This window comes from Actinoallomurus sp. NBC_01490 (assembly GCF_036227085.1).
Lineage (GTDB): Bacteria > Actinomycetota > Actinomycetes > Streptosporangiales > Streptosporangiaceae > Actinoallomurus > Actinoallomurus oryzae.
Map to the genome: position 1 here is coordinate 1,443,226 of NZ_CP109433.1, position 13,837 is coordinate 1,457,062.

At 68.1% G+C, this 13,837-nt stretch carries 16 protein-coding genes; 10 read left to right on the forward strand and 6 right to left on the reverse strand.

What is annotated here, in order from left to right:
- Positions 1-322 precede the first annotated feature (322 nt).
- On the forward strand, positions 323-991 hold the full coding sequence (gene hpf / locus OG417_RS07315; RefSeq protein WP_329251563.1) for a ribosome hibernation-promoting factor, HPF/YfiA family: 669 nt from the start codon (positions 323-325) through the stop codon (positions 989-991).
- Between the two features lie 149 nt (positions 992-1,140).
- Positions 1,141-1,842 (forward strand): response regulator transcription factor, encoded by a 702-nt coding sequence (locus tag OG417_RS07320; protein ID WP_329251566.1) that lies wholly within the window; start codon positions 1,141-1,143, stop codon positions 1,840-1,842.
- A gap of 21 nt (positions 1,843-1,863) precedes the next feature.
- Here the strand turns inward: OG417_RS07320 and OG417_RS07325 are convergent, their stop codons facing one another.
- Together OG417_RS07325 and OG417_RS07330 are read right to left on the reverse strand one after the other, a co-directional pair.
- A complete protein-coding gene (locus OG417_RS07325; protein WP_329251569.1) occupies positions 1,864-3,072 on the reverse strand; it encodes a winged helix-turn-helix domain-containing protein in 1,209 nt (402 codons plus the stop codon).
- A 43-nt stretch (positions 3,073-3,115) separates the two neighbouring features.
- Positions 3,116-3,424: an HGxxPAAW family protein gene (locus OG417_RS07330; protein WP_329251572.1), complete on the reverse strand. Its 309-nt coding sequence runs from the start codon at positions 3,422-3,424 to the stop codon at positions 3,116-3,118.
- Positions 3,425-3,682: 258 nt separating this feature from the next.
- Here OG417_RS07330 and secA point away from each other — a divergent pair, with 258 nt between their 5' ends.
- On the forward strand, positions 3,683-6,496 hold the full coding sequence (gene secA / locus OG417_RS07335; protein ID WP_329251574.1) for a preprotein translocase subunit SecA: 2,814 nt from the start codon (positions 3,683-3,685) through the stop codon (positions 6,494-6,496).
- A gap of 94 nt (positions 6,497-6,590) precedes the next feature.
- On the opposite strand, the gene OG417_RS07340 is transcribed toward secA, so the two are convergent.
- Both OG417_RS07340 and OG417_RS07345 read right to left on the reverse strand, forming a co-directional pair.
- On the reverse strand, positions 6,591-6,950 hold the full coding sequence (locus OG417_RS07340) for a YbaB/EbfC family nucleoid-associated protein (RefSeq protein ID WP_329251577.1): 360 nt from the start codon (positions 6,948-6,950) through the stop codon (positions 6,591-6,593).
- A 7-nt stretch (positions 6,951-6,957) separates the two neighbouring features.
- Positions 6,958-7,350: a YbaB/EbfC family nucleoid-associated protein gene (locus OG417_RS07345; protein ID WP_329251580.1), complete on the reverse strand. Its 393-nt coding sequence runs from the start codon at positions 7,348-7,350 to the stop codon at positions 6,958-6,960.
- Positions 7,351-7,461: 111 nt separating this feature from the next.
- On the opposite strand from OG417_RS07345, the gene OG417_RS07350 reads away from it, so the two are divergent.
- Genes OG417_RS07350 through OG417_RS07370 form a run of 5 tightly spaced genes read left to right on the forward strand, consistent with a single transcriptional unit; the run spans position 7,462 to position 10,611 of the window.
- Positions 7,462-7,752: a hypothetical protein gene (locus OG417_RS07350; protein WP_329251582.1), complete on the forward strand. Its 291-nt coding sequence runs from the start codon at positions 7,462-7,464 to the stop codon at positions 7,750-7,752.
- Entirely contained in the window at positions 7,752-8,657 is a 906-nt protein-coding gene (locus OG417_RS07355; protein ID WP_329251585.1) for a hypothetical protein, read from the forward strand. Before OG417_RS07350 ends, OG417_RS07355 begins: the two co-directional genes overlap by 1 nt.
- Positions 8,658-8,685: 28 nt before the next feature.
- Positions 8,686-9,024, forward strand: coding sequence for a TMEM175 family protein (locus tag OG417_RS07360; protein WP_329251588.1), 339 nt, complete (start codon positions 8,686-8,688; stop codon positions 9,022-9,024).
- Positions 8,990-9,592 carry an RNA polymerase sigma factor gene (locus OG417_RS07365; RefSeq protein WP_329262171.1) on the forward strand — a complete coding sequence of 201 codons (603 nt, stop codon included), beginning with the start codon at positions 8,990-8,992 and terminating at the stop codon, positions 9,590-9,592. Before OG417_RS07360 ends, OG417_RS07365 begins: the two co-directional genes overlap by 35 nt.
- Complete coding sequence (locus OG417_RS07370; RefSeq protein WP_329251591.1) at positions 9,589-10,611, forward strand: CU044_5270 family protein; 1,023 nt, start codon at positions 9,589-9,591, stop codon at positions 10,609-10,611. Before OG417_RS07365 ends, OG417_RS07370 begins: the two co-directional genes overlap by 4 nt.
- Before the next feature lie 79 nt (positions 10,612-10,690).
- Here OG417_RS07370 and OG417_RS07375 read toward each other — a convergent pair whose 3' ends face one another.
- On the reverse strand, positions 10,691-11,167 hold the full coding sequence (locus OG417_RS07375; protein ID WP_329251594.1) for an Rv3235 family protein: 477 nt from the start codon (positions 11,165-11,167) through the stop codon (positions 10,691-10,693).
- A 107-nt stretch (positions 11,168-11,274) separates the two neighbouring features.
- A complete protein-coding gene (locus OG417_RS07380) occupies positions 11,275-12,027 on the reverse strand; it encodes a GntR family transcriptional regulator (protein ID WP_329251597.1) in 753 nt (250 codons plus the stop codon).
- Positions 12,028-12,173: 146 nt separating this feature from the next.
- Here OG417_RS07380 and tnpA point away from each other — a divergent pair, with 146 nt between their 5' ends.
- The gene (tnpA, locus tag OG417_RS07385) at positions 12,174-12,584 is read left to right on the forward strand and encodes an IS200/IS605 family transposase (protein WP_442875742.1); all 411 of its coding nucleotides are present in this window, start codon (positions 12,174-12,176) and stop codon (positions 12,582-12,584) included.
- A complete protein-coding gene (locus OG417_RS07390; RefSeq protein WP_329251603.1) occupies positions 12,577-13,770 on the forward strand; it encodes an RNA-guided endonuclease InsQ/TnpB family protein in 1,194 nt (397 codons plus the stop codon). The genes tnpA and OG417_RS07390 overlap by 8 nt, the downstream gene beginning before the upstream one ends.
- Positions 13,771-13,837: the final 67 nt, after the last annotated feature.

Sequence of the window (13,837 nt, forward strand, 5' to 3'; positions counted from 1 at the left end):
CGAGTCTCAACCGGCCCGGCAAGCCGATGCCAGCCGCAGGCGAAACGGCCCACGTAAGGCGACTTCTCGTCGACCGATCACGGTGCGGCTTAGAGGTAAGACCTGCCCCGCCGGGGGATCAGATGTCCTCCGGACCGGGAGAAGGGCAGTAGTGGCGAGAGCGCTGCGAGACCCTCAGCAGGCGGATGTGGGGACGAAGACCAGGTCGGCCGGGCGGGTGTTTCCTCTACGTCACGGCAACCGACGTATGGAGGACAAGGAGTGTCGAGCCCGGCTGCCCCGTGCCGGGTGCTCTTGAATACCGGGAGGAGGGGGGTCCCCTATGGACATCATCGTGAAGGGGCGTCACACGGACGTCAACGATCGGTTCCGTCGTCATGTGGACACCAAACTCGCCAAGGTGGAGAAGCTGGATCCCAAGGTCATCCGGGTCGACGTGGAGGTCTCCGAAGAGCACAACCCCCGCCAGTCCGACACCCGTGAGCGGATCGAGCTCACCATCGTCTCCCGTGGCCCCGTGATCAGGGCCGAGGCCGCCGCGGACGACCGCTACGCCGCTCTCGACATGGCCCTCGGCAAGCTGGAGAACCGCCTGCGCCGCGCGTGCGACCGCCGCAAGGTCCACCACGGCACCCACGGCCGTGCCAGGCTCGCCGACGCGCTCGCGCCGGAGACCGACGTGCTCCCCCCGATCGCATCCGAACAGCCGCCGGCCCGTGCCGAGGAGCCCGCGCGCACGCCGGAGAGCGATGCGTACGCCCCGCCCGAGCCCGAGGGCATCGTGCCGATCGCGATGGAGGGCGACGGTCCGGTCGTTCTGCGCGAAAAGGCGCACAAAGCGGACCCAATGACCATTGACCAGGCACTATTCGAGATGGAACTGGTCGGCCACGATTTCTATCTCTTCCGTGACAAGGAGAGCGGCCGTCCGAGTGTCGTTTACCGGCGACGGGGCTGGGATTATGGAGTGATCCGTCTTATCGAGGAGTGACGCCGCGCTTGCGCGGCGCCACCACCTCGACCAATCTGGTCCCAGGCGGTTCCGGCGAGGGACCGCCTGGGACCACACGGTCGTATATGTCTCACCCCCGCGAAGACGCCCACGATCCCCATGGGCCGGCGCACCGTTTGGAGGAGGAGTTGAGCGAGGCTCCGCAGACTCGTGACCCCGCGGCCGGTGACCCCATCCGCGTCCTCATCGTCGACGATCACGCGCTGTTCCGCCGCGGCCTCGAGATGGTCCTCGACGACGAGGACGGCGTCGAGGTCGTCGGCCAGTGCGGCGACGGCGAGGAGGCCGTGGAACAGGTGGGTGACCTCGTTCCGGACGTCGTGCTCATGGACATCCGGATGCCGCGTCGCGGCGGCATCGAGGCGTGCACGGCCATCAAGGACCAGGTGCCCAGCGTCAAGATCGTGATGCTGACCATCAGCGACGAGGAGGAGGACCTCTTCGAGGCGATCAAGGCGGGCGCCACCGGCTACCTGCTGAAGGACGTCTCGATCGACGAGGTCGCCGACGTCGTGCGCGCGGTGCACGACGGCCAGTCGTTCATCAGTCCGTCGATGGCCTCGAAGCTGATCACCGAGTTCGCGGCCATGGCCAAGCGCGGCGACGAGCGCCAGCAGCAGGTGCCCGCGCCGAAGCTGACCGACCGCGAGATGGAGGTTTTGCGCCTGGTCGCGCGGGGTCTCGGCAACCGCGAGATCGCCAAAGAGTTGTTCATTTCGGAGAACACCGTCAAAAACCACATCCGGAACATCCTGGAGAAACTCCAGCTCCATTCCCGGATGGAGGCCGTCGTGTACGCGGTACGGGAGAAGCTGCTCGAAATCAGCTGACCCCGGCTGAGAGCCCCCGCCCTAATTCAGGGCGGCGGTCAGCGGTGCGGCGAGGGCCGGCGGGTCGATGCGTTCGACGCGGACCGCGTCGCAGCCCACCCATTCCGCCGCCTCGCGCAGCGCCTGGGCCAGGTGGGCGACCGCGCGTTCGGCCTTGCCCGGGGTGTTCGCCGCCGCCGGCTCCACGGAGGCCTTGCGGGCGATCAGCGTCGTGCCCTCACGCGCCGGGTCGACCCGGCCGATCAGGCGCCCGCCGGCCAGCACGGGCATCGTGAAGTAGCCGTGCACGCGCTTCGCCTTCGGGACGTACGCCTCCAGGCGGTGGTCGAAGGCGAACATCCGCTGGGTGCGCTTGCGATCCCACACCAGCGAGTCGAACGGCGAGAGCAGCGTCGTGCGGTGGCGGCCACGCGGCACCTCGGCCAGGGCCTCCGGATGGGCCCAGGCGGTGCTCCAGCCACGGACCTCCACCGGAACCAGGCCGGTCGCCTCGATCACCCCGTCGACCTGTTCGCCCCGGACCCGGACGTAGTCGGCCAGGTCCGCCCGCGTCGCGACCCCCAGGGCGCGGCCCGCACGGGCGACGAGCGTGGTGACGCACTCATCGTCCGACAGGTCCTGCTCGCGCAGCTCCGCCGGGATCGCCCGCTCCGCCAGGTCGTACACGCGGCGCCAGCCGACCCGCCGGGTGCAGACCACCTCACCGGTCGCCAGGAGGTATTCCGCGGCGATCTTGTGGTCCGTACGGTCGAACCACTCGCCGCCCTTCTTCGCGCCGCCGAGACCCGTCGCCGTCAGCGGGCCGTCGGAGCGGAGGCGCTCCAGCACCTCCTTGCACGCCTGCTCGGGCGTGCGGTGCCAGTGACGGCCCTTCCGCTGGTAGTCGCGGCGCCGGAAGGCGTACAGCGGCCAGTCCTCGATCGGCAGCACGCACGCGGCGTGCGACCAGTATTCGAAGGCGGCCGTGCCGTTCCAGTAGGCGCGCTCGACGCTGGAGCGGCCGACGGCGCCCAGGCGCGCGTAGGCGACCAGCTCATGAGAGCGCGCCAGAACCGAGATGGTGTCGAGCTGCACCGCCCCGAGATGACGGAGCGTGCCGAGGGCACGCCGGGCACCGGGGTCGCCGCGCAGGCCACCGCCTCGATGTGTGCTCGCGACACGCCCGAGGAGACCTTGGGCGCGAAGTTGAATCCGGCGTGCCTGCTCGGGGGTGAGCTCTACGGGAGGCATGGCCCGATGTTACGGACCACCACCGACAGGAACGTGAGGAAGATCAGCCGTGCGGCCTGGTCGTGGCCGGGTCGGTGGCCGTTCCCGGCCCACCCACCTCGCCACGGGCGCCGGCGAGCTCGGAGTGGTGTCGTTCTTCGGGCGCCTGGCGAGGACCGTCCATGATGACGTCGTCGAAGATGTGCACGGCCGCGGCGATCAGCCCGCCGACCACGACGATCCCGACGCCGACCCAGAACAGCCACCACTTCGGGTGCGGCACCAGCGCGACGCCCCCCACGCCGAATCCGATCCAGATCACGACGACCGCCAGCCATGAGCTGGCACGGCCGGCGTGTGAGTTCTGGGCCATTCATCCCTCCCCGCGGGTCGCGCGCTTTCGTTCGGTGCGGACGACCGGTCACGCGCCCGCTGCTCCAGTTTTTTACACGATCGCTTGGCACGATCATGGCGAACCCTGACCCGGTCGCGGGCATCACCGGTCTCGTGATAGTGACGGTTGTCCCGCTGTACGGTTGGACTCGCCTACGATGACACCGTACGGGTCGTGTACGCGCGCCTCCGACACGACCCCCGGCGATACCACGAACGCTGCGAGGAGCTCCCGAGAGTGCCAGTAGTCATCGACAAGATCCTTCGCGCCGGCGAAGGCAAAGTTCTGCGTAAGCTCAAGCGGATCGCCGACCAGGTCAACTCCATCGAGGAAGACTTCGTCGACATGAGCGACGCGGAGTTGCGTGCGCTCACCGACACCTACAAGGAGCGTCTCGCCGACGGCGAGACCCTTGACGATCTGCTTCCCGAGGCGTTCGCCACGGCCCGAGAGGCCGCCAAGCGGACTTTGGGCCAGCGCCACTTCGACGTGCAGATCATGGGCGGGGCCGCGTTGCACATGGGCAACATAGCGGAGATGCGCACCGGTGAGGGCAAGACCCTGACCTGTGTCCTCCCCGCGTACCTCAACGCCCTCGCCGGCGACGGCGTGCACGTTGTCACGGTCAACGACTACCTCGCCAAGCGCGACGCCGAGTGGATGGGCCGTGTCCACCAGTTCCTCGGCCTCGAGGTCGGCGTGATCCTGGCCGACATGACGCCGGAGGACCGCCGCAAGGCGTACGCCGCCGACGTCACGTACGGCACCAACAACGAGTTCGGCTTCGACTACCTGCGCGACAACATGGCCTGGAGCCTGGATGAGTGCGTCCAGCGCGGCCACAACTTCGCGATCGTGGACGAGGTCGACTCCATCCTCATCGACGAGGCGCGTACCCCGCTCATCATCTCCGGCCCCGCCGAGCAGAACTCCCGGTGGTACGTCGAGTTCGCCAAGATCGTGCCGCGGCTCAAGCGCGCCACCGACGGGCCCGAGGGCGAGGACGGCGACTACCAGGTCGACGAGAAGAAGCGCACGGTCGGCATCCTGGAGTCCGGCGTCGAGAAGGTCGAGGACTGGCTCGGCATCGACAACCTGTACGACTCGGTCAACACGCCGCTGGTCAGCTTCCTGAACAACGCGCTGAAGGCCAAGGAGCTGTACAAGAAGGACAAGGACTACATCGTCAACGCGGGCGAGGTCCTGATCGTCGACGAGTTCACCGGGCGCATCCTGCACGGCCGTCGTTACAACGAGGGCATGCACCAGGCCATCGAGGCCAAGGAAGGCGTGGCGATCAAGGACGAGAACCAGACGCTCGCCACGATCACCCTGCAGAACTTCTTCCGTCTCTACGACAAGCTCGGCGGCATGACCGGTACCGCCCAGACCGAGGCGGCCGAGTTCAACAAGATCTACAAGCTCGGGGTCATCCCGATCCCGACGAACAAGCCGATGATCCGCAAGGACGTCCCCGACGTCGTCTACAAGACCGAGCAGGCCAAGTTCGAGGCCGTGGTCGAGGACATCAAGGAGAAGCACGACAAGGGCCAGCCGGTCCTGGTCGGCACGACCTCGGTGGAAAAGTCCGAAAAGCTCTCGCGGATGCTCAAGCGGCGCGGTGTCGCGCACGAGGTGCTGAACGCCAAGTACCACGAGAAAGAGGCGCTGATCGTCGCCGAGGCGGGCCGCAAGGGCGCCGTCACGGTCGCCACCAACATGGCCGGTCGTGGCACCGACATCATGCTCGGCGGCAACCCTGACCACATCGCCGACCAGGCGCTCCACGCGCAGGGCCTGTCCCCGCTGGAGACCCCGGAGGAGTACGAGAAGGCCTGGCCGGAGGCGATCGAGAAGGCCAAGCAGGCGGTCAAGGAGGAGCACGAGGAGGTCACCGAGCTCGGCGGCCTGTACGTCCTCGCCACCGAACGCCACGAGTCGCGGCGCATCGACAACCAGCTGCGCGGCCGTTCCGGTCGGCAGGGCGACCCGGGCGAGTCGCGGTTCTACCTCTCGCTCGAAGACGACCTGATGCGGCTGTTCAACTCCGCCCGCGTCGAGGCGATCATGACCCGCCTCAACATCCCGGACGACGTGCCGATCGAGTCGAAGATCGTCTCGAACGCCATCCGGTCCGCCCAGCACCAGGTGGAGCAGCAGAACTTCGAGATCCGCAAGAACGTCCTCAAGTACGACGAGGTCCTCAACCGCCAGCGCAAGGTCATCTACGGCGAGCGCCGTAAGGTCCTTGAGGGCGCCGACCTGCACGAGCAGATCGTCCACATGATCGACGAGGTCGTCGCGGGCTATGTCACGGCGGCCACCGCCGAGGGCTTCCCGGAGGAGTGGGACCTCGACAAGCTGTGGAAGGCGTTCAAGCAGCTCTACCCGATCTCGATCAGCTCCGACGACCTGGTCGAGGAGGAGGGCGGCCAGTCCGGCCTGACCGCCGAGCTGCTCACCGAGAAGATCACCGAGGACGCCCAGGAGGCGTACACCAAGCGCGAGGAGGAGCTCGGCGGCGAGGTCCTGCGCGAGCTGGAGCGGCGCGTCGTCCTGTCGGTCCTCGACCGCAAGTGGCGCGAGCACCTCTACGAGATGGACTACCTCCAGGAGGGCATCGGCCTGCGGGCGATGGCCCAGCGCGACCCGCTGGTCGAGTACCAGCGCGAGGGTTACGACATGTTCACCGCGATGCTGGAGGGCATCAAGGAGGAGTCGGTCGGCTACCTGTTCAACCTCGAGGTGGAGATCGCCGAGGAGGAGCAGCAGCCCGCCGTGGCGGGTGTCGGCGAGGCCCCGGTCGAGGTCGCCGACACGGCCGAGGAGGAGGAAGACGACGTCCCGGAGATCGTCGCCAAGGGCCTCGACGAGGGCGGTCGGCCGCAGAGTTTGAGCTACAGCGCGCCGACGGTCGACGGTGAGGGCGGCGTCGAGACCCACACCGATGAGACCGACGACGTCTACGCCGACGTCTCGCGCAACGACCCGTGCCCCTGCGGCTCGGGCAAGAAGTTCAAGCGCTGCCACGGTGACCCGCGCAAGCAGTGACACGACGCCGCTGAGCGAACAAAACCGGCCCCGGGCCCCGCGCCCGGGGCCGGTTTCGCTGGAGGCGCCTGGAGGCGCCGTGCGGAAGCGAGCGTTACCAGTCGATCTGGGAGATCCGGGCGAGCGCGGCCTGCGTCTCGGCGGGGTCGAAGCCGTCCATTGCCTTGCGCATCAGACCGTTGACTTTTTCCGCGGCGTCCCGCTGCGCGCGTCCGACCGCTGACCGGACGGCGTCGGCGAGCCTCTTGCTGTCCAGCCGCAGCGCCCGCGGGCCGAATTTGATGTCCGTCACTCTTCCGCCTGCCGCGGCCTTCGCCGTGACCTGACCGGATTCCGCCTCTCCTACGCCCACGACTTCGTCGGCCTCGGCCTGAGCCTGCTCGATCCATGCGCGTATCGCCTCGGCTCGCTGCCCGGCGTCTTTCGTGTCCTCGCCTCGAACCTGGTCGGTCATCGGGGACTCACTTTCCGAGGATTTCGTGTGTCACCTGCTCGACCCGCCGGCGGACGAAGGTCTCGTCCAGGGGCTCGGGCATGGTCGCGGTCGCTTCCAGCGCTTCACTCACGATCTTCTGCCGCTGACGTTCGGCGTCGGACTGGGCGGCCTGAAGCGCGGTGAGCACCTCTTTGCCCAGAGCCGAGTGGTCCAGCCGCTTCACGCGTGGATCGAACCACAATTCGGTGATACCGCCGCGCCCGTCGGACGTCGCGATGATCCGGCCATCGGCGGCCTTTCCCTCGCCGGCGATCCGGTCGAGTGCCGTCTGCGCCTCCCGGAGCCTCGCCATCGCCTCACGCGTCTGCTCCAGAATCTGATCGAGCAGGCCTTCGTCATCATCAAAGCCGACATTCATCCACCGAACTCCATGAACTCCTGGCCATCGGCTTTGGCCGCTGTCGAAAGCGATGACCGATGAAAACCCCCTGGCAGGGTGACCGACAAAGGTTATGTTAGCGTGCTAATCATGAGTCCATTGCATCTCGACTATGACCGTACGAAAACGAGTGCCCAGGAGCTTGCATTCCATGGCGATAATTTTCAAGATAGTGCGGCGGCGGTTCACGGCGGCTCTTCGTGGGGCGATGTCGGCCTGATCAGCGGCTTTGTATCCACCCTCAACAACTGTCCCGTGGATGAGGTGCGCCGGCTTCTCGGCGCGAGGATCACCCAGACCGGCGACGGTCTCAGCCGCAACGCCGCGCTCCTCGGCGACACCGAGGTCGTTGACCAGCAGATGATCCAGCGGGACGTCTGATGGGCGTCACCGTTCCCGAGGGGCTGAAAGAGGTACTGAACCTCATCGGTGTTCCGTACCCCGACGTCCACACCGACGGGATGCATCAGAGCGCCGCCGACCACGCCCAGGCCCAGTCCGCCGCCGACACCAGCGCCACGCAGGCCCACGACGCCGTCGCGCGGACCATCGGTCCCGACTCGCCCGCCTATACCGGCGACGCCGCCGACGCCATGGGCGGCCACTCCGCCCAGACCGACCAGCATGTGACCGCCGCACACAATGCCATAAGTCACATTCCCGGCGTGATCACCGGTGCCGCCAAGGTTGTGACCAGCGGTCAGGTCGCGATGATCGGCATCGCCGCCGTGACCGCCGTGGCCCTCGTGCGCAACTCGCTGATCGGTGGCCCCTTCGGCCCGGCCGCATCGGCCGCTCAGATCCTCGAAAGCCGGGCGCAGGCCGAAGGGGTGGTGGCCGCGGCGGACGAGGGCACCAACGTCACGCTCTCTAAAATCCTCGAACGCTACGTGAACGGACCGCTCAGGGATCTACTCGAGAAACTACGGCTCACACCCGGCGAAGAACCACTCACCGCCACCGGACCCACCGGCACCCTCCCCGCCTCCGACACCCGGCTCGCCGCCGACAGTTCCCGCAAACTCACGACAGACAGCCTCGAACCCAACAAGGGCGAGAAACTGAACAGCTGGCGAAGAGGCGGAGGAAGTGGCGGCGGAGGCGGAGCAAGCAGCGGAGCGAGCGCCGAAGAAGCGGCCAAAGCGCGACGGCTGGCCGAACTTGAGGCACGGAAAGCCCAGGCGGAGAGGTCGGCGCGAGGTTCGGTTAGCGGATTTTTTCACGAAGAATTTACACGCGAGGCGGCTAGGCTCCAGGAAGAAATTAATAGGCTTCGGGGCGCCTGAAGAAGATGGAGCCCGCCCCGCGACCGAGGTGATCACCGGGCACCAGCCGGAGATCTGGACCTTCCTCCTCAGCTTCGTGGTGATCATCAGGCTCTGGCTGCCGCATCACAAGGCGTACCAGCACGTGCGGGCGTACTCGACGCCGTTGATGCTCTGTAACAGCGCCTGGCTGCTGGCCATCGTCGTCCTGCCATTCCTCACCGAGATGGTGGCCTGGCGCCGGCGGCGAGCGGTCGCCGAAGCCTGGAAACAAGCGGGAACCGTGACGCCCGATCACACCAAGTACCGGATGAACCGACGCGTACGCGCAGGACTTGGAGATTCGGTTGGTGATGATCGATACATACCCGCATCCGGAGACCGGTGAGGTGAGCGACAGCGAGAGCATCCGCGCGTCGCTCACCGATCCGGAGAGATTCGCCGAGATCTTCCACCGGCACTGGGACGAGATCCACCGCTACGTCGTGCGGCGGCTCGGGCCCGAGGCGGGCGAGGACGTCGGCGCCGAGACCTTCGCGGTCGCCTTCCGCGGTCGCGGCCGGTACCACCTGGACCGGCCGGACGCCCGGCCCTGGCTGTACGGCATCGCGACCAACCTCATCGGCCAGCACCGCCGGGCCGAACGGCGCCGCCATCAGCTGCTCGCGCGCACGCCTGCCGAAGGCGAGACCGCATCGTTCACCGACGGCAGCGACGCACGGGTGACCGCCGAACTGCTCGGCCCCCGAATCGCGACCGTGTTGAAGAACCTGTCCGCGGCCGACCGCGACCTGCTGCTCCTCATCGCCTGGGCCGACCTGACGTACGAGGAGGCCGCCGAGGCGCTGCAGGTGCCGATGGGCACCGTCCGCTCCCGCCTGCACCGTGTCCGCAAGAAGATCCGCCGTGCGTTCGGCGGCGTCGACCCCACACGCTTTCAGGAGGAGAACCGATGATCGACAAGGAGATCGCGCTCGTCCGTGCGGCGCGACCGGCCGACCTTCCGGACGACGCCGCGGTGAAGGCCCGGGCCTGGGCCCGCCTGCAGGCCGAGATGGCGTCGCCCGGCGGCCGCGCGTCCGCGTCCCGTCCGCTCCACCGGCGTATCGGCTGGCGGCTCGGCGCCGTGGGGGTGATCGCGGCCGGTGCCGCCGCCGCCGTGGTCGTGACCCAGGCCGGCGGATCCGCGCCGTCGGGCAAGCCGAATGTCGGGCCCGCGCCCAGCCTCGAGCTGGCCGCCCGGACGATCGAGCACCAGACGGTCCCCAGGCCGCGGGCGAACCAGTGGGTGTACGCGCCCGAGCTGCGCAACTGGGCCATGGCGCCCGGCAACGAGATCGGCACGCTGCGGGGCAAGGTGAAGGTCGAGCAGTGGTGGCGGTTCGACGGCAGGAGGATCGCCGAGTCCATCAACGGTTCGAAGGTCACCATTCAGGGTGTCCTCCGACCCGGAGAGAAGCTCCGCCCCGGCCACGCCGTTTCCGGCGTCGACGGCGGCTGGGTCTCGGGCCCGGCCATCTGGAGGAGTTCGCCGCGCTGGATGTACGACTACGTGGCCAAGCTGCCCACCGACCCGGACGCGTTGCTGGCGAAGATCAGGCACGACGTCAAGGACCGCGGGAACGACTCGTCCACCTTCGGGCGCATCCAGCAGATCCTCGACGACGACAAGCTGATCCCGCCGAAGACCAACGCCGCCCTCTACCGCGCGCTCGCGAAGATCTCCGGAGTACGGATCGTTCCAGGAGTCAAGGATTTCGCCGGCCGTACCGGCGTCGCGGTCGTCCGCGACGAGAGCACGGTCCGCGTTGAGATCATCCTCGACCCGAAGACGTACCAGTACCGGGGCTGGCGGTCCATCGCGCTCAAGGACCAGTACGCCAAGAAGACGCTCATCGCCCGGGCGGGCAAGGTCCTGAACGACACCGCCGACGAGGACGCGCGTGTGGTCGACCAGCCCGGCGTGCGCGGCTGAGCCGACTCCACGCGCGACATCCGGTGGCGTGACGCGCCCGGGAACCCGCGTGCGGGGGCCGCGGTTCCCGGGCGGTCATTCACGCCGGAACGGTCGTCTCGATCGCGGCGCAGCGCCAGCGCCGGTCGTGCTCCAGCCGCAGCGCGAGCGCCTGGACGCGCGGGCCGACCAGGGCCACCGCCGCGACCTCGGCGACACCCGGCTCGGGCTCGCAGACACGCACCGTGCCCAGCCGGGGCGCGGCCCGCCCGGACAGGCGCGACGACAGCGACCCGAGCCGTTCGAACAGGCGCGGTGTCGTACGTCCCGCCAGGTGGTGGTACGGCCGGACGCCGGCCAGGACCTCGAGGACGAGCCGGGCGATCAGCCGTGCCTCCGCCCGCAGGTCGGGCGGGTCCTCGCGTACGACGCCGAGGACGGGCCGGGGCGGCCGTCCGCGCGGCGGGCCGGAGTCCAGGGCGAGAGCGAGTGACCCGTGCACCGCGATCGCGGCCGGTTCACGCCCCTCGTACGGGATGAGGCGGATCGGCGAGCGTGCGGGCGTTCGCCTGCGCATGATGAGACCTCCCTGATGTGCGGGCCGCCGGACGGCGGCGACACACAGAGAGGTCTCAGCGGAGAGGGAGATACATCCTGGCCGGATGCGGACAGCTCACCGCCCGGTCACTTGATCGCCGCCCGGCTCCGGCGGGGGATCTCCAGCGCGCTGTGCAGCTGGTAGCGGTCGGCGCGATAGGTCGAGACGGCGAGTTCGACGCAGGTGCCGTTCATGAACGACCGCCGCTGTAGCAGCAGCACCGCGCTGCCGCGGGCGAGGTCGAGCAGCCGGGCGTCGGCCGTGTCGGCGATGCCGGCCTCGATGGTCTGCTCCCCGGCGTCGAACACGATCCCGAAGCGCGTCTCCAGCACGTCGTACAGCGACGCGTCGCTCAGCGGAGTGTCCGGCAGCCCCGGCGCGACGGTCAGCGGGATGTGCGAGCGCTCGACGGCCATCGGCTCGCCGTCCGCGGTGCGCAGGCGCTCGACGACGTGGACCCCGGTGCCCGGCGGAACGTCGAAGACCCGCGCCAGGTGGGCGTTGGCCGGCGTCGTACGGCGGTCGAGGTCGCGGGCGCCCGGTTCGAGGCCCCGGGCCCGCATGTCCTCGGTGAAGGACACGAGCCGCAGCGGCATCTCGATCTTGGGCCGGGCGACGAACGTGCCCTTGCCCGGCACGCGGTACAGACGGCCCTCGGTGACGAGGTGATCGACGGCCTGCCGTACCGTCATGCGTGACAGCCGGTAACGCTGGCACAGCTCCCGTTCGGAGGGAATGGGCGCGTCCACCGGCAGTTCGGCGTCCTCGATCAGGTCGAGGAGGATCTCCCGGAGCTGGAAGTACTTGGGTACGGGGCTGGTCGGATCGATCTTGCCCATCAGCGGCTCGGCATTCCCCCGTCGCCTTCAGGCGACGGCGGATTGTCGCCCCTGTCCGGGTTTCTTCGTTCCTGCCTCACGACGGTTACTCCCTTTGCCGAACTTTAGATGCATGGAACTGCTATGACGGTCGTGTGACTCGTCAGGTGCGCACCTCCTTAGGGGTGGCGTATGACCTCGGGCGCCACATCGTGTGGTGTCCGAAGTACCGCCGCCCGGTCCTTGGCGGGCGGGTGAAGATTCGCCTGGAAGGGTTGATCCGCGCCAAGGCCGGCGAGTACGCCTGGCAGATCGTGGCACTTGAGGTGATGTTTGACCACGTGCGCCTGTTCATCAAGACGCATCCGAAGAACTCGCCGTCGTATGTGGCCAACCAGATCAAGGGGTTCACGTCTCGCCATCTGCGCGCCGAGTTCGGTCACTTGCGCTCCCGGCTGCCCGCACTGCGGTCACGGTCCTGCTTCGTGGCCACGGTCGGCGCTGTGTCCGCCGAGACGGTGCAGCGGTACATCGAGATGCAGTACCAACGTGCCTCCAAGGGCGGTGGCCGTGCGTAGGTCGTTCAAGTTCTTGTTGCGCCCCACCGCAAAGCAGACTGCCACGCTCTCCGCCTGTTTGGACGACCACCGGGAGTTGTACAACGCGGCGTTGGAGCACCGCCGTACGGCCTATCGCAGAGCAGGCGTGACGGTGCGGTACGGCGACCAGTCGGCGGAATTGAAATACATCCGCGGAGAGGATCTGGACGGTCAGGGCCGGTGGTCGTTCTCCTCCCAACAGGCAACACTGCGCCGACTGGATAAGGCGTTCGCCGCGTTTTTCCGCCGCCTGAAGGCCGGGAAAGCCGGGCGTAAGCCGGGGTTCCCTCGCTTCAAGGGCTCCGGATGGTTCGATACCGTGGAGTGGCCCAAGGACGGGGACGGCTGCCGCTGGGACTCCCAGCCGGAACACCCGACAGCGACGTTCGTTCGCCTTCAGGGCATCGGCCATATTCGGGTCCACCAGCACCGGCCGGTCAAAGGCCGAGTGAAGACGATCAGCGTGAAGCGGGAGGGTTCCCGCTGGTATGTGATCCTGTCGTGCGACGATGTGCCCGCCGAGCCCCTGCCCACTACGGGCGCTACAGCCGGTATCGACATGGGCGTCGCCTCGCTCATCACAACGAGCGATGCCGGGCATCTGGACAACCCTCGCCATCTGGCCGCCTCCGCCAGCCGTCTGACGGCGGCGCAACAGGCGCTGGCGCGCAAGACGCGTGGTTCCAACCGCCGCCGTAAGGCTGTGGCCCGCCTCGCCGCGCTGCACGCCAAGGTGCGCCGCCAGCGCCTGGACGGCGTGCACAAGGCCGCCCTCGCTCTGGTCCGCGCGTATGACGTGATCGTGTGTGAAGACCTGCGGATCGCAAACATGACCCGGTCGGCTGCGGGCACTCGTGATGCGCCGGGTGCCGGCGTAGCCGCCAAGTCCGGTCTGAACCGGAGCATTCTTGACGCGAGCTGGGGGATATTCCTGACGATCCTCACGAACAAGGCTGAAAGTGCCGGTCGTGAGCTGATCGCAGTGAACCCCGCCGGCACCTCCCGCACGTGCTCGCGATGTGGGCACTGTGCGAAGGACAACCGCCTCACTCAAGCCGAGTTCGCCTGTACCGCGTGCGGGCACATCGCGCACGCCGACGTGAACGCGGCGATCAACATACTCAGGGCAGGGCTTGCCCTTCGCGACGCCGCGCAAGCGGCTTAGCGAGAAGCCGCTCTCTTCGGGGAGCGGGGGAGTCACGGGGTACCTCTGGCAGCGATGTCGGGGAGTG